This window comes from Pseudomonas moraviensis subsp. stanleyae (assembly GCF_036283065.1).
Lineage (GTDB): Bacteria > Pseudomonadota > Gammaproteobacteria > Pseudomonadales > Pseudomonadaceae > Aquipseudomonas > Aquipseudomonas stanleyae.
In genome coordinates, this window is the sequence record NZ_JAADJI010000012.1 from 26,670 (window position 1) to 42,024 (window position 15,355).

13 protein-coding genes are annotated in these 15,355 nt (G+C 60.3%); 8 read left to right on the plus strand and 5 right to left on the minus strand.

The window, feature by feature from the left end; translation table 11 throughout:
* Nucleotides 1-110: 110 nt before the first annotated feature.
* The gene (locus GXB78_RS21570; RefSeq protein WP_329516898.1) at nucleotides 111-1,061 is read right to left on the minus strand and encodes a DUF1853 family protein; all 951 of its coding nucleotides are present in this window, start codon (nucleotides 1,059-1,061) and stop codon (nucleotides 111-113) included.
* Between the two features lie 114 nt (nucleotides 1,062-1,175).
* Between GXB78_RS21570 and GXB78_RS21575 the strand changes: the two genes are divergently transcribed.
* From GXB78_RS21575 to pepN, 6 genes are read left to right on the plus strand one after another with little or no spacing between them, the layout of a single operon-like run.
* Complete coding sequence (locus GXB78_RS21575; protein WP_041480619.1) at nucleotides 1,176-2,066, plus strand: NAD(+) kinase; 891 nt, start codon at nucleotides 1,176-1,178, stop codon at nucleotides 2,064-2,066.
* The gene (locus GXB78_RS21580) at nucleotides 2,066-3,037 is read left to right on the plus strand and encodes a metallophosphoesterase (RefSeq protein ID WP_116657598.1); all 972 of its coding nucleotides are present in this window, start codon (nucleotides 2,066-2,068) and stop codon (nucleotides 3,035-3,037) included. The genes GXB78_RS21575 and GXB78_RS21580 overlap by 1 nt, the downstream gene beginning before the upstream one ends.
* Nucleotides 3,034-3,903 (plus strand): rhomboid family intramembrane serine protease, encoded by an 870-nt coding sequence (locus GXB78_RS21585; protein ID WP_329516899.1) that lies wholly within the window; start codon nucleotides 3,034-3,036, stop codon nucleotides 3,901-3,903. Before GXB78_RS21580 ends, GXB78_RS21585 begins: the two co-directional genes overlap by 4 nt.
* 34 nt (nucleotides 3,904-3,937) lie before the next feature.
* Complete coding sequence (locus GXB78_RS21590) at nucleotides 3,938-4,198, plus strand: YeaC family protein (RefSeq protein ID WP_042609561.1); 261 nt, start codon at nucleotides 3,938-3,940, stop codon at nucleotides 4,196-4,198.
* Nucleotides 4,195-5,025, plus strand: coding sequence for a DUF2797 domain-containing protein (locus tag GXB78_RS21595; RefSeq protein ID WP_329516900.1), 831 nt, complete (start codon nucleotides 4,195-4,197; stop codon nucleotides 5,023-5,025). Before GXB78_RS21590 ends, GXB78_RS21595 begins: the two co-directional genes overlap by 4 nt.
* A 10-nt stretch (nucleotides 5,026-5,035) precedes the next feature.
* Nucleotides 5,036-7,693: an aminopeptidase N gene (gene pepN, locus GXB78_RS21600; RefSeq protein WP_329516901.1), complete on the plus strand. Its 2,658-nt coding sequence runs from the start codon at nucleotides 5,036-5,038 to the stop codon at nucleotides 7,691-7,693.
* Between the two features lie 328 nt (nucleotides 7,694-8,021).
* Here the strand turns inward: pepN and katG are convergent, their stop codons facing one another.
* On the minus strand, nucleotides 8,022-10,298 hold the full coding sequence (gene katG / locus GXB78_RS21605; protein ID WP_329516902.1) for a catalase/peroxidase HPI: 2,277 nt from the start codon (nucleotides 10,296-10,298) through the stop codon (nucleotides 8,022-8,024).
* 256 nt (nucleotides 10,299-10,554) lie between these two features.
* Between katG and GXB78_RS21610 the strand changes: the two genes are divergently transcribed.
* Complete coding sequence (locus GXB78_RS21610) at nucleotides 10,555-10,938, plus strand: hypothetical protein (RefSeq protein ID WP_329516903.1); 384 nt, start codon at nucleotides 10,555-10,557, stop codon at nucleotides 10,936-10,938.
* A gap of 75 nt (nucleotides 10,939-11,013) precedes the next feature.
* Here GXB78_RS21610 and GXB78_RS21615 read toward each other — a convergent pair whose 3' ends face one another.
* A complete protein-coding gene (locus tag GXB78_RS21615; protein ID WP_329516904.1) occupies nucleotides 11,014-13,224 on the minus strand; it encodes an LTA synthase family protein in 2,211 nt (736 codons plus the stop codon).
* A gap of 328 nt (nucleotides 13,225-13,552) precedes the next feature.
* Between GXB78_RS21615 and GXB78_RS21620 the strand changes: the two genes are divergently transcribed.
* On the plus strand, nucleotides 13,553-14,569 hold the full coding sequence (locus GXB78_RS21620) for an ABC transporter substrate-binding protein (protein ID WP_329516905.1): 1,017 nt from the start codon (nucleotides 13,553-13,555) through the stop codon (nucleotides 14,567-14,569).
* A gap of 36 nt (nucleotides 14,570-14,605) precedes the next feature.
* On the opposite strand, the gene GXB78_RS21625 is transcribed toward GXB78_RS21620, so the two are convergent.
* Nucleotides 14,606-14,803, minus strand: coding sequence for a helix-turn-helix transcriptional regulator (locus GXB78_RS21625; RefSeq protein WP_101159038.1), 198 nt, complete (start codon nucleotides 14,801-14,803; stop codon nucleotides 14,606-14,608).
* Nucleotides 14,800-15,174: a hypothetical protein gene (locus GXB78_RS21630; protein ID WP_329516906.1), complete on the minus strand. Its 375-nt coding sequence runs from the start codon at nucleotides 15,172-15,174 to the stop codon at nucleotides 14,800-14,802. Before GXB78_RS21630 ends, GXB78_RS21625 begins: the two co-directional genes overlap by 4 nt.
* Nucleotides 15,175-15,355 lie beyond the last annotated feature (181 nt).

The following is a 15,355-nucleotide window of genomic DNA, read 5'->3' on the forward strand; positions in this document are numbered from 1 at the left end:
GTTGTCCTTTTCGCGAGCAGGCTCGCTCCCACATAGAATGCATTTCAAATCTGGAATGCGGTCCCTGTGGGAGCGAGCCTGCTCGCGAATTGGGTCAGACACCACAAATCTCAGGCTTGGCCGGGGACATTCGGCCAGAGATCCGCCACCAGAAACAACCGCTCCGCCTCTTCCCATTTGCCCTGGGCATTCTCGGTCAGGCGCACCATCAACTGCGCCGGGGCCAGCGGCGGCAGATCTTCCAGCCACAAACGCAAATGCTCATCCGCCCAGACCTGATCCGCCAGGTAATGCGCCGGCGCCAGCCAGGCGTGGCGGGGCAGGGGTTGCCAGCGTCCTGGCGGGCGCTGCGCGACAAACGCCGGCCAGTCTTGCTGATGCAGCCAACTGCCACGCAGATGGTGCGGATGCGCGCCGTGCGGTGATTCGGCCTGCCCCGGCCACGGATACAGCAGATAACCGCCCAGCCACAGCTGCGCGCTGAAGGTTTCGATGTCCAGCGCCGCGAGTACTTCGCGGCTTTCCGGACGCGCCGAGATCGGCAATTGATGCTCGGCCAGATGCGCCAGTTTGCGATCCAGTCGGTCATGGCAACCTGGCCCCAGCCATTGCGCCGGATCACGGCCCTCGCCATTTTGCGGGCCGAGGTAAAGCTTGATCGCCAGTTCCAGATGATGCACGCCGTCGCGGTCACGCAGCAGCATATCCAGCTCGCCCAGGGTGTGCCCGGCGCGGCGGATCGGCAGGTTGGCGGCGATCAGTTCGATACCCGGCGCATGCTCCACTGCGAACTGCCACAAACGCTCGTAATACAGGCCCAGACGCCGCGTGCGCGCCTGCGACAGCCATTGCAGCAGGCCGTAACTGTCGCGGTCGAGCTGGCGCAACCAGTGCTCGAGGCGCTGCGGGTCGTGCACCCAGTCGCTGCCGGCCAGCGGATGGCGCTGTGGCCACGGCGTGGCGGCGAGCATCGGCGGCGCAAGGATCACCCACGCCAGGTCCCGCACTTCGGGATGGCGTAATTGATGGGGCAACTGCAACAAGTCGGGAAACAGGATCATCTTGCGAGCATAGCCTTAAACCTGAGCCCACCCTTGAGGCTGAAAGGATTTTGTCTATCTGGCGCTTTCGCCCATAATCGGGTTTTCGCGTTTTCGATTGTCCGCAGAGGTCCCATGGAGCAATTTCGTAATATCGGCATCATCGGTCGCCTGGGCAGTTCCCAGGTGCTGGATACCGTCCGCCGACTGAAACGCTTTCTGCTCGACCGTCACCTGCATGTGATCCTCGAAGACACCATCGCTGAAGTCCTGCCCGGCCATGGCCTGCAAACCTCGTCGCGCAAGATGCTCGGCGAAGTCTGCGACATGGTCATCGTCGTCGGCGGTGACGGCAGCCTGCTCGGCGCCGCGCGGGCGCTGGCCAGACACAATATTCCGGTGCTGGGCATCAACCGTGGCAGCCTCGGCTTCCTCACCGATATTCGTCCGGATGAGCTGGAAATCAAGGTCGCCGAAGTGCTCGACGGCCACTATCTGGTAGAAAACCGCTTCCTGCTGCAAGCCGAAGTACGTCGCCACGGCGAGGCCATCGGCCAGGGCGATGCGCTCAACGATGTGGTGCTGCACCCGGGCAAATCGACGCGGATGATCGAATTCGAGCTGTACATCGACGGCCAGTTCGTCTGCAGCCAGAAGGCCGACGGCCTGATCGTCGCCACACCGACCGGTTCCACCGCCTATGCGCTGTCCGCCGGTGGCCCGATCATGCATCCCAAGCTCGACGCTATTGTGATTGTGCCGATGTACCCCCATACCTTGTCGGGACGGCCGATCGTGGTCGATGGCAACAGTGAGCTGAAAATCGTCGTGTCCAAAGATATGCAGATTTACCCGCAGGTCTCCTGCGACGGCCAGAACCACTTCACCTGCGCACCGGGCGACACCATCACCGTGAGCAAGAAAGCGCAGAAACTGCGCCTGATTCATCCGCTCGATCACAATTACTACGAGGTGTGCCGCACCAAGCTTGGCTGGGGCAGCAAGCTGGGGGGCGGAGGCGACTGATGCTCGATCCCGCGCGCAGTTACGACCTGATCGGTGACGTGCACGGATGCGCTCTGACCCTCGAACACTTGCTGGACCGTCTCGGTTATCACAAGCAGGGCGGGGTCTGGCGCCATCCGTCACGCATGGCGGTGTTCGTCGGCGACATCATCGACCGTGGCCCGCGCATCCGCGAGGCGCTGCACATCGTCCATGACATGGTCGAGGCAGGGCAGGCGCTGTGCATCATGGGCAATCATGAGTTCAACGCGCTCGGCTGGGTGACGCCGGCCCCACCGGGCAGCGGCAAGCAGTTCGTGCGCGAACACACCAAACGCCATGCGCGCCTGCTGCAGGAAACCCTGACGCAATTCGAAAACCACCCCGGCGACTGGCATGACTTCCAACAGTGGTTCTACGAGCTGCCGCTGTTCGTCGATGCCGGGCGTTTCCGCGTCGTCCACGCCTGCTGGGACGCCGGACTGATCGAGCCGCTGCAGGCGTTGTTCCCCGACGGCTGCGTCGATGAGCATTTCCTCCAGGCATCGGCCGTTCCCGGCAGTTTTGCCTGCACCGTGTTCGACCGCTTGCTGCGTGGTACCGACATGCGCCTGCCGGGCGGGTTGACCATGACCAGCGGCGACGGTCTGGTGCGCTCGTTCTTCCGCACCAAGTTCTGGGAAGACGACCCGAAAACCTACGGCGACATCGTCTTCCAGCCCGATGCCTTGCCAGAACCTGTCGCGCAGACGCCGCTGACATCCACGGAAAAGAACTCCCTGCTGCGCTACGGCGTCGACGAGCCGTTGCTGTTCGTCGGCCACTACTGGCGCAGCGGCAAACCGGCGCCGATCCGGCCAAACCTCGCGTGCCTGGATTACAGCGCGGTGCTCTACGGCAAACTGGTGGCCTATCGTCTGGATCAGGAAACGCGTCTGGATCCGCAAAAATTCGTCTGGGTCGATGTCGAGCGGCCGGAGGTGCTGCAATGAGCGCGGTAGCGGTATTGCGTCTGCCGTTGGCGGTGGATTTGAGCGGTTTCGTCAAACTGCTGCAACGCATGCAGGTGCCCCATCGGGTCAGCGAAGAGGCGGGCGAGCAGGTGCTGTGGGCGCCGGAAGAAATCAGCGAGGACGTGCGTTCGCTGTACGAGCGCTTTCCGGCCGGCGACCCGGAACAGCAACTGGACATTCCCGTGGGCCAGACCTTCAAACGGCCGAGTTTTGCCGAACAGCTGAAACGCGCCAGGGCCACCGGCTTCATTCTGCTGTTGAGCCTGATCGTCGCCGGTCTGACCTTCCTCGGCGAAAACCTCGAGACGCTGCGGTGGCTGACCTTCCTCGATTTCCGCGTGATCGGCGAGTACATCCACTTCACGCCGCTGGCCGACAGCCTGGCGGCAGGGCAGTGGTGGCGGCTGGTCACGCCGATGCTGATCCACTTCGGCATCCTCCATCTGGCCATGAACGGCATGTGGTACTGGGAACTGGGGCGGCGCATCGAGTCGCGCCAGGGCAGCATCAACCTGATCGGCCTGACGCTGCTGTTCAGTCTTGTCTCCAACTACGCGCAGTTCGTCTGGAGCGGCCCGAGTCTGTTTGGTGGTCTGTCCGGCGTGCTGTACGGCTTGCTCGGGCACTGCTGGATCTTCCAGCTGCTGGCGCCGAACCCGGCCTATCGCCTGCCGCGCGGTGTGTTGGTGATGATGCTGGTCTGGCTGGTGGTGTGCATGTCCGGGCTGATCTCGCTGATCGGTTTCGGCCAGATCGCCAATGCCGCGCACCTGAGCGGGTTACTCATCGGATGCTTCACCGGTTTGTTGGGCGGTTTGTATAACCGCCGTAAACTGGCCGTCTAAAATTTTTGCTTCAGTAAAGAGCACGGAGACCCTGATGTCCTCTTTCAACGACATGATCAGCAACATCACCCCGGACATCTACGAAAGCCTGAAACTGGCCGTGGAAATCGGCAAATGGTCGGACGGCAACAAACTCACCGCCGAACAGCGCGAACTGTCGTTGCAGGCGATGATCGCCTGGGAGATCCAGAACCTGCCGGAAGATCAGCGCACTGGCTATATGGGCCCGCAGGAATGTGCGTCGAAGTCGATCGAAGTGCCGAACATTCTGTTCAAGTCGGATGCCATCCATTGATCGAGATTGGCCGCGGTGCAATCAGCAAAATGTCGGCGCGCCTGGACGGGTCGAACGTGCAGTACGCGTTTCGTCTGGATGACGTCGAGGTGCCGGTCAATCCGTTGATCGGCAGTACCCTGCGTCTGGAATTTTTGGGGGCGATCCACTGCACCCATTGCGGGCGCAGGACCAAAACCAGTTTCAGTCAGGGTTATTGCTACCCGTGCATGACCAAGCTGGCGCAGTGCGACCTGTGCATCATGAGCCCGGAGCGCTGCCACTTCGACGCCGGCACCTGCCGCGATCCGGAGTGGGGCGAGAAATTCTGCATGACCGACCATGTGGTTTACCTGGCCAATTCGTCAGGCATCAAGGTCGGCATCACCCGTGCCACGCAGTTACCGACCCGCTGGCTCGATCAGGGCGCGAGTCAGGCGCTGCCGATCATGCGCGTGTCGACCCGCCAGCAATCGGGCTTTGTCGAAGACCTGTTCCGCAGCCAGGTGGCGGACAAGACCAACTGGCGCGCACTGCTCAAGGGCGACGCGGCGGCGGTGGATCTGGCGCAGGTGCGCGATCAGTTGTTCGAAAGCTGCGCCGAAGGCCTGCAAGGCTTGCAGGAGCGATTCGGCCTACAGGCAATTCAGACGATTGCTGATGTCGAACCGTTGGAAATCCGCTATCCCGTCGAGCAATACCCGGCGAAAATCGTCAGCTTCAACCTGGACAAGAACCCGATTGCCGAAGGCACGCTGCTGGGGATCAAGGGCCAGTACCTGATCTTCGACACCGGCGTGATCAACATTCGTAAATACACGGCCTACCAGCTCGCCGTGCATCAATAAGGATTCCAGCATGCGCACCGAACAACCGAAGATGATTTACCTCAAGGACTATCAGGCGCCCGAGTACCTGATCGACGAAACGCACCTGACCTTCGAGTTGTTCGAGGACCACAGCCTGGTTCACGCGCAACTGGTGATGCGCCGCAACCCCGAGCGCGGCGCCGGCCTGCCGCCGCTGGTACTCGACGGCCAGCAACTGGAGCTGCTTTCGGTGACGCTGGCGGACCAGGAGCTGAGCCCCGCGGACTACCAAGTCTCCGACAGCCACCTGACCCTGCAGCCGACCAGTGAAACCTTCACCCTCGACACCAGCGTGCGCATCCACCCGGAAACCAACACCGCGCTGGAAGGCCTGTACAAGTCCGGCACGATGTTCTGCACCCAGTGCGAGGCCGAGGGTTTCCGCAAGATCACCTATTACCTCGATCGCCCGGACGTGATGAGCAAGTTCACCACCACCGTCGTGGCCGAACAGCACAGCTACCCGGTGCTGCTCTCCAACGGCAACCCGATCGCTTCCGGCCCCGGCGAAGACGGCCGGCACTGGGCGACCTGGGAAGACCCGTTCAAGAAACCGGCCTACCTGTTTGCGCTGGTGGCCGGTGATCTGTGGTGCGTCGAAGACACCTTCACCACCATGAGCCAGCGCAACGTCGCGCTGCGTATTTATGTCGAGCCGGAAAACATCGACAAGTGCCAGCACGCGATGAACAGCCTGAAGAAATCCATGCGCTGGGACGAAGAGGTTTACGGTCGCGAGTACGACCTGGACATCTTCATGATCGTCGCCGTCAACGATTTCAACATGGGTGCGATGGAGAACAAGGGCCTCAACATCTTCAACTCCAGCGCCGTGCTGGCCCGCGCCGAAACTGCCACCGACGCCGCCCACCAGCGGGTCGAGGCGATCGTCGCCCACGAATACTTCCACAACTGGTCGGGCAACCGCGTGACCTGCCGTGACTGGTTCCAGCTGTCGCTGAAGGAAGGTTTCACGGTGTTCCGCGATGCCGGTTTCTCCTCGGACATGAACTCGGCGACGGTCAAGCGCATTCAGGATGTCGCCTACCTGCGCACCCACCAGTTCGCCGAAGATGCCGGCCCCATGGCCCACGCCGTGCGCCCGGACAGCTTCATCGAGATATCCAACTTCTACACCCTGACCGTGTACGAAAAGGGCTCGGAAGTGGTCGGCATGATCCACACCTTGCTCGGTGCCGAAGGCTTCCGTAAGGGCAGCGATCTGTATTTCGAACGCCACGACGGTCAGGCCGTGACCTGTGACGACTTCGTCAAGGCCATGGAAGATGCCAATGGCGTCGACCTCAGTCAGTTCAAGCGCTGGTACAGCCAGGCCGGTACGCCGCGTCTGGCGGTGAGCGAGTCTTACGACGCGGCGGCAAAAACCTACAGCCTGACCTTCCGCCAGAGCTGCCCGCCGACTCCCGACAAGGTAGAAAAGCTGCCATTCGTGATTCCGGTCGAGCTCGGCCTGCTCGACAGCCAGGGCAACGAAATCGCCCTGCGCCTGGCTGGCGAAGCCTCGGCACAAGGCACCACTCGGGTGATTTCGGTCACCGAAGCCGAGCAGACCTTCACTTTCGTCGACATCAACGAACAGCCGTTGCCATCGCTGCTGCGTGGCTTCTCGGCGCCGGTGAAACTGAGTTTCCCGTACAACCGCGATCAGCTGATGTTCCTGATGCAGCACGACAGCGACGGCTTCAACCGCTGGGATGCCGGTCAGCAATTGTCGGTGCAAGTGTTGCAGGAGTTGATCGACCAGCATCAGAAGGGCGAAAGCCTGACGCTCGATCCGCGTCTTGTGACGGCGCTGCGCACGGTGCTGTCCGACGAGTCGCTGGATCAGGCGATGGTTGCCGAAATGCTCTCGCTGCCGGGTGAGGCGTATCTGACCGAGATCAGCGAAGTGGCCGACGTCGAGGCGATTCATGTCGCGCGCGAATTCGCCCGCAAGCAACTTGCCGAAGGCTTGTTCGAAGCGCTGTGGCTGCGTTATCAGGCCAACCGCGACCTGTCGAAAAAGACCCCGTACGTGGCCGAGGCCGAGCACTTCGCCCGTCGCGCACTGCAGAACATTGCCCTGTCGTACCTGATGCTCAGCGGCAAGCCGGAAGTATTGGCGGCGGCGCTGGAGCAGTTCGAGACTGCCGACAACATGACCGAGCGCCTGACCGCGCTGGCGGTGCTGGTCAACTCGCCGTTCGAAGAGCAGAAGGCGCTGGCATTGGCCAGCTTCGCCGAGCACTTCAAGGACAATCCGCTGGTCATGGACCAGTGGTTCAGCGTGCAAGCCGGCAGCACCCTGCCGGGCGGGCTGGAGCGCGTGAAGGCGTTGATGCAGCACCCGGCGTTCAACATCAAGAACCCGAACAAGGTACGCGCTCTGATCGGCGCCTTCGCCGGGCAGAACCTGATCAACTTCCACGCGGCGGACGGTTCCGGTTATCGTTTCCTCGCCGATCTGGTGATCGAACTGAACGGCTTCAACCCCCAGATCGCCTCACGCCAACTGGCGCCGCTGACCCGCTGGCGCAAATACGACAGCGCGCGTCAGGCACTGATGAAGGCTGAGCTGGAGCGGATTCTGGCATCCGGGTCGCTGTCCAGCGACGTGTATGAAGTGGTAAGCAAAAGCCTGGCGTAATCCCGATCCCGGAGGAGCTGCCGAATGAAACGAGGCTGCGATCTTTTGATTTTGATGATCATAGAGATCCGTATTCCAGCTTCAGACCGCCCCTCACCTAACCCTCTCCCAGAGGGAGAGGGGACTGACCGAGCTGCCTTTTTCTATCCGCCGACCTGAATTACCGAGTCGAACTCAAGATCTCAAAAGCCCTCGATCAGCTCCCTTTCCCCCTCTCCCATTGGAAGAGGGCTGGGGTGAGGGGCTGGTTATCTCAGGCACCACATAACCCGAAGCAAACACAAAAATGCCGCTCAACGAGCGGCATTTTCATTGGCACAAGAAACAGCTATTTGCGCAGGTCAAACCGATCCAGATTCATCACCTTCGTCCATGCCTTGACGAAATCATTGACGAACTGCGTCTTCGCATCGGCGCTGGCGTACACCTCGGCCAAGGCGCGCAATTGCGCATTGGAGCCGAACACCAGATCCACCCGCGTCGCTGTCCATTTCGCCGCTCCGGTCTTGCGCTCTCGTCCCTCGAACTGATCGGCATCCCGTGACGTCGGTGTCCACTCCACGCCCATGTCCAGCAGGTTGGTGAAGAAGTCATTGCTCAGGGTTTCGGGTTTGTCGGTGAATACGCCGTGCTTTGTCTGCCCGACGTTGGTGTTCAACACTCGCAGGCCACCCAGCAGCACCGTCATTTCCGGTGCGGTGAGGGTGAGCAATTGCGCCTTGTCGATCAGCAGGGTTTCCGCCGCAACCGTGTATTTGCCTTTGCTGTAATTGCGGAAACCATCGGCGATCGGTTCGAGGAAGCCGAACGATTCGACATCGGTCTGCTCCTGCGAAGCATCGACGCGGCCCGGTGAAAACGGCACCGACACCGAATGTCCGGCGTTCTGCGCAGCTTTTTCCACCCCGGCGTTACCGGCCAGGACGATCAGGTCCGCCAGCGAGATCTTCTTGCCATTGGCAGCAGAACCGTTGAACTCGTTCTGAATGCCTTCCAGCGTACTCAGCACCTTGTCCAGTTGCTCGGGCTGGTTGGCCTGCCAGAACTTCTGCGGGGCCAGACGCAAGCGCCCGCCGTTGGCGCCGCCGCGCTTGTCCGAACCGCGGAAAGTCGACGCCGCCGCCCACGCGGTGGAGACCAGTTGCGACACCGACAACCCTGAATCCAGCACCTTGTTTTTCAGCGCCGTGGCGTCGCTGTCATCGATCAGCGGGTGCGTCACTTCGGGCAGCGGGTCTTGCCAGAGCAACTCCTCTTGCGGCAGTTCCGGGCCGAGGTAACGAGAGAGTGGCCCCATGTCACGATGGATCAACTTGTACCAGGCGCGGGCGAACGCGTCGGCGAGTTGATCGGGATTGGCCAGGAAGCGCCGCGAGATCTGTTCATAGGCCGGATCGAAGCGCAGCGCCAGATCGGAAGTGAGCATGGTCGGCGAGAGCTTTTTGTTCGGATCGTGAGCGTGGGGAACGGTGCCGGCACCTGCGCCGTTTTTCGGTTGCCACTGATTGGCGCCCGCCGGGCTTTTGCTCAGTTCCCACTCGAAGCCGAACAGGTTCTCCAGATAGTTGTTGCTCCACTGTGTCGGTGTGGTGGTCCAGGTCACCTCCAGACCACTGGTGATGGTGTCGGCGCCTTTGCCGGTGCCGAAGGCGTTTTTCCAGCCCAGACCTTGTTGTTCAAGGCCAGCTGCTTCCGGTTCCGGACCGACATTGTCGGCCGGGCCGGCGCCGTGGGTCTTGCCGAACGCGTGGCCGCCCGCAATCAGCGCCACGGTTTCTTCGTCGTTCATGGCCATGCGGCCGAAAGTTTCGCGAATATCCTTGGCCGAGGCCACCGGGTCCGGGTTGCCTTCAGGGCCTTCCGGGTTGACGTAGATCAGGCCCATCTGTACGGCGGCGAGGGGATTTTCCAGATTGCGTTCGCCCTGATCGGTGCGGCTTTCCTCACGGCCATGCAAATCGGGCTCGGCTACCAGCGTGCCGTCGCCGGGCTCTTGCACCGGGCCGTTGCTCTTGCCGTAACGGTTGTCACCGCCGAGCCACTCGGTTTCCGAGCCCCAATAAACGTCTTCATCCGGTTCCCAGACATCCGCGCGGCCGCCGGAGAAACCGAAAGTCTTGAAGCCCATCGATTCCAGCGCGACGTTGCCAGTTAGCACAATCAGGTCGGCCCAGGAAATATTGCGACCGTATTTCTGCTTGATCGGCCACAGCAAGCGGCGGGCCTTGTCGAGGCTGACGTTGTCCGGCCAGCTGTTCAGTGGGGCAAAGCGTTGCTGACCGGAACCGGCGCCGCCACGGCCGTCGGCGGTGCGATAAGTGCCGGCGCTGTGCCAGGCCATGCGCACGAACAGCGGACCGTAATGGCCGAAGTCGGCTGGCCACCAGTCCTGGGAATCGGTCATCAGCGCTCTGATGTCTTGTTTCAGCGCCTGAAAATCGAGGCTTTTGAAGGCTTTGGCGTAGTCGAAGTCCTGGCCCAGCGGATCGGACTTGGGTGAATGCTGGCTGAGGATTTTCAGATTGAGTTGATTCGGCCACCAGTCACGGTTCGTCGTACCTCCACCAGCGGCGTGGTTGAACGGGCATTTCGATTCGTTTGCCATGTTCGGATCCCTATCAGGTCTGCGGCCGGCTCGTGCCGACTTCGGACTGGTAAGGCTAGACCCGAGTTGGCAAGTCGGCTAATAGCCGCAGTCTTGGCAACTCATAGGCTGACTCTTTCGCTGAATATGGAATGAATTTCGGCTGATTGATTTCCAAAGGTTCTGAAGGACTGTCAGATCTGCCAGTGTGCGCTTTCACCAATGACAATAGATTCGGTAAAGGCATATTTGCCTTAACTGAAAATGGAGCATCAGCATGTCCAAGCTAGCTGACTTAGACTACCCGGAAGCAACTGGAGCCGGCAGCTTTATCGCGTTGAACAATGGCGTCGTATTTATGACAACAGGCGTCGTTGGATTCCCCGATATGGGGTTGAACCTTGCTGTTGTCGCGAATACAGGTAATCAACATCTGGTTGCGTTTTCCGTACCGGCTGACTTGGCAGCTAATGGCCCTCATACCGTTACTCACCCTTCGGGTGAACTCAAGTGGATCGCGATGATCGACGCTGATCCGATAGTCGTTGAATCTGGTTCGGTGGATGTAACTTTTTACAACGAACGCAAATCTGTAAAAGGCACTATCGCGTGGGTAGCGAAAGGCAACAGAGTGACAGGCGAATTCGATATCACGCGCTGATGTCTCCAGTGTGTTGAGGCTTCCAGATCTGACTGCATCTGGTTGCTTCAACACTGGATTCATCGATACGAGACTTTAACTCGATTGCGCGGTGTCGTCCTCCGGCATGTCGTCGAGGATGTCTTCCTGGCCAGGCAATTCGGTGATGACACTGAAATCGCTGACTTCAACTGCGCCATTGCCATACCCCAACAAATGAAACGAGAAGGCTTTGCGCGGCTGCGGGTTGTCGAAACTGAAATCCAGCTCCAGTGGCTGATCCGCCGTGGCGACCATTTCTGCGGGCAGGCCCAGTTGCACGTCCTGTTCGAATTGCTTGGCCTTGAGCTGGATGTACGCCGCCTGCTGCGGGTCGACCGAGCGCACGGTCAGGCGCACGCGGGTGTGTGAGCCTTTGGGCATTTCCAGGTATTGCGCGCCGATCAGGTTGTCGGCCCAGTCATCGTTGATCTGCGCTTGCAGGGGGATGATGTTGTTGCTGCCGAACTGGTAGCGATGATTGAGCGGAGTGCGCAGCAAGGACAGGTCAAGCGCATCGGCGCGTGCGGCGATCTGCCGGGCCGGGTGACCGCTGTAGGTGCCTTTGTAGATCGCGCTATCGGCAATGAAGCCAGCGCTCTGGTAATAACGGCAGCGGCGCGGCAGGTCGCACTCGGAGAAGATGCCCTGACCGTTGTGGTAGCGCAGTTTGCCGTTGGTGAACGACATGATTTCTCGTCCCGAATCGTAGTCGCGAAACAGCGAACGACCGCTCAGCGCCGTCGGCACCGGCAGGTCGAAATAATCGAGGATCGAGGTGCTCAGATCGACATGGCCATACACCCCGGCATTCAGCCGCGGCAGCTGCGCCTGTTCCGGCGCCAGCGTCAGGTTGAAACCCCACGAAGAGGCGAGGCGCACGCCATCGATGCCATGAGATTCATCCGAAGTGATCACCACCAGCGTGTCTTGCAGAACGCCTTGGCGCTCCAGCCCCGAAAGGAACTGGTCCAGCGCATCGTCGAGATAACCGACGGCGGCCTGCTTCGGCGTTTCATAACGCTGCAGATAATCGTCCGGTGCGGAGTAGGGCTGGTGGGTGCCGACTGTCAGCAAGGTCAGCATCCACGGCTGTTTGTGCTTTTTCAGTTGGCCGACGTAATCCAGCGCACCTTCGAAAAACGCCTTGTCATCCTTGCCCCACGGGAACTCCAGGTAGTTGTTGTTGCTGAACCATTCCAGGCCGTGGGTCGCATCAAAACCGATGTGCGGCATGATCTTGTCTTTGGCCATGAAGCGCAGGCCAGCGCCCTGCAAATAGTGGGTGCTGAAACCGTGTTCGCGCAGCTGCGCCGGCAGACAGGCTTGATTGCGCTCGTTGAGGGTGAGCATTTCCACGCCTTTGGGCGTGCCATTGTTGAGCTTGTCGTAGTCACCGCAAAGCATCGCGTACAGACCGCGAATGGTCTGATGGGTGTGCAGCACGTAATCCGGGGTGTTCATGCCGCGCTCGGCCCAACGGCTGAGATTGGGCATCAGGTCTTCCTGATAATGACTGCCGATTGCCTCGCGGTTGGCGCGGATGTAGGCGCCGGGAATGCCTTCCAGGGCGATGATCAACACGTTGCGCGCCTGACCTGGCGCGGCCAACAGCTTCTGGCCATTGAGGTCGACGTCGGTGAGTCCGGCCATGGCGGGTGTCGGTTCTTCGAGGTCGCCGTCCAGCCATTCCTCGGCCTGGATCTGCAGGTCGGCCACTTCGCTGGCGAGCAATTGATGCGGCAGGTTGTACAGGCGCCAGGCGTCGCCGTCGTTCGGCCACAGGTTTTGCGCGCCCCAGTGTGCGGCGAACAACACGATTGGCGCGGCCCAGACAGCGCGCGGCAGTGCCGGACGAGACAGACCGCGGCCGGCCACTTGCGTCAGCAGCCAGAAACTCAGTGCGCCCAACAAAGCGAAAGACAGGGCAGGGTGCGCAAGTCCGCCTCCCGTAGAGTTCTCGACAAACTGTGGGTCGATCAAATAGTGAATATCCGAAGGCGTCGGCAGGCGGCCGACGGCGCTGACCAGTTCTGCCGTGGCAATCGCCAACAGCGCCCAGAACACCAGCACCGGCAAGGCCAGCCACCATGCGCGACGATGCAGTGCTACCACCAGCAGACTGCCGACGGCCAGATCCGACAAAAAGCCCAGCGGTGTTGACCAGCCCAACGCCGCGCGCAGGCACAGCGGCACGATCAATACCAAAACGATCAAGGACAGGAGGCGGGCATTCGGCCGCCGCAGCCAGTTGAAAAGAGCACTCACAAAAAAGGCCTGCATGTCATCAAAGGGTCAGAAAAGTGTGGGTGATGATACCAAGGACAGGCAGGCTGATCGGCTTTTTAAACCTGCGGCTGGCGATCCGTTAAATGTCGGGAGCCCAGACCGGCCGCGGGTTGCGGACGTAGTGCCGCTTTTCAGTCTGCGCAGTTTTTTGTTTCAGACTGTTGTAGATCCGTCCGCTGCCAGCGATATCCACACCGTACACATCGAACCGCTCAGTGCTATCGATATGCGATAAAGGTATTTAAGTTCTATTTTTTATAGCTATAAAGTCAGGCCTTTCAGCCCACCCCCATGCTGCGAGGTTGTCATGGCCACACCGTTCAAACGTTCTGCGCTGACTTTGTTGGCCGCTACTCTGGCAGCGGGTGCGCTGTTCAGCAGTGGCGCCCAGGCCGAGGGCAAGATCAGCATCGCCCAACAATTCGGCGTCGGTTACCTGATTCTCGACGTCGTGCGCGATCAACAGCTGATCGAGAAACACGGCAAGGCCCAAGGCCTGGAGATCAAGGTCGACTGGAACAGCATTTCCGGCGCCACGGCCATGAACGAGGCGCTGCTGACCGGGGCGCTGGACGTGGTCTCCGCCGGCGTGCCGCCGATGCTCACCGTGTGGGACCGCACCAAGGGCAAACAGAACGTCAAAGCCATCGCCGCGCTGGGCTCGATGCCCAATTATCTGCTGACCAACAACCCGAACATCAAAACCCTGAAGGACTTCAGCGACAAGGATCGCATCGCCGTGCCAGCCGCGGGCGTAGGCTTCCAGTCGCGCACGCTGCAGATCGAAACCGCCAGGGAATTCGGCGACGACCAGTTCAAGAAGTTTGACAACATTTCGGTCAGCCTGCCGCACCCGGACGCCACCGCTGCACTGATCGCCGGCGGCTCGGAAATCAACTCGCACTTCTCCAGCCCGCCTTTTCAATACCAGGCGCTGCAAAACCCCAACGTGCACAAAGTGCTGAGTTCCTACGACATCCTCGGCGGCCCGGCGACGTTCAACGTGCTCTACACCACGGAAAAATTCCACGACGAAAACCCGAAAACCTACAAGGCGTTCTACGACGCACTGGCCGAAGCCGAGAAGATCATCAAGGCCGACAAACCCGCCGCCGCCCAAGCCTACATCCGCGTCGAACAATCGAAACTGCCGCTGGCACTGGTAGAGCAAATCGTCAAAGACCCGGAAATCGACTTCACCGTCGTGCCGCAACGCACGTTTATCTATGCCGAAAAATTGCAGGAACTGGGTGTGTTGAAAAACAAGGCGGCGAGCTGGAAGGATTACTTCTTTGAAGAGGCGCATGGTGGTGCGGGGAGTTGATCGAACAGGGGCAACGTGTGTAGCCCCTTTTGCCATTCAAGATTCGCCATCATCAAAAATGCTCTCAATCGGCAGCTCGAACGCCCGGGCAATCTGAAACGCCAATGGCAGGCTCGGATCGTAGCGCTCGTTTTCGATGGCGTTGATCGTCTGGCGCGACACGTTCAGGCGTTCGGCCAGATCGACCTGCGACCATTTGCGCTCGGCTCGCAATTCCTTGAGACGGTTTTTCATTGGTAGCGGCGTCGCGCAATGTGCAGGCCGACAATCCACATCAGCCCCATTACCGGCCACACACACGTCCACGGGATATGCGGGGCGCCGACGTTTTCCAGAAAACCGTAGCTGAAGGTCACCAATGCCGAGGCGGCGAAGGCGAACCCCAAGGCTTCGAACTGGATGCGCAGATGCATTTCGTCCATGCGCCGCATGTTCCGCACGATGGCCCAGCACATCAGGGCCGCCGGAATGATCGGCGTCAGTGCGACGGTCGAGCGCAGCACGAGGTGCGCATCCATCAGGTATTGCGAGGCAATCAATGATGCTGTCAGCACCAGCATGTAGAGGATTAATGCTGCGCCCAATTCGAGGTGGTACCGGTTCATTCTTCACTTCCTATGTAAAAGACCCTTTACATGGTTGCTGATGTTGTTTCAGATGTAAAGCACGCTTTCCATCAGGCTGGTTACTTCGAACACGCTCGAGCCGGATAACTTGCAGCCGGGTTCACGCTTCTGGACAGCGTAGTAGCCACTCAGTAGCATTTGCCTCCAACGGATTTTCCCT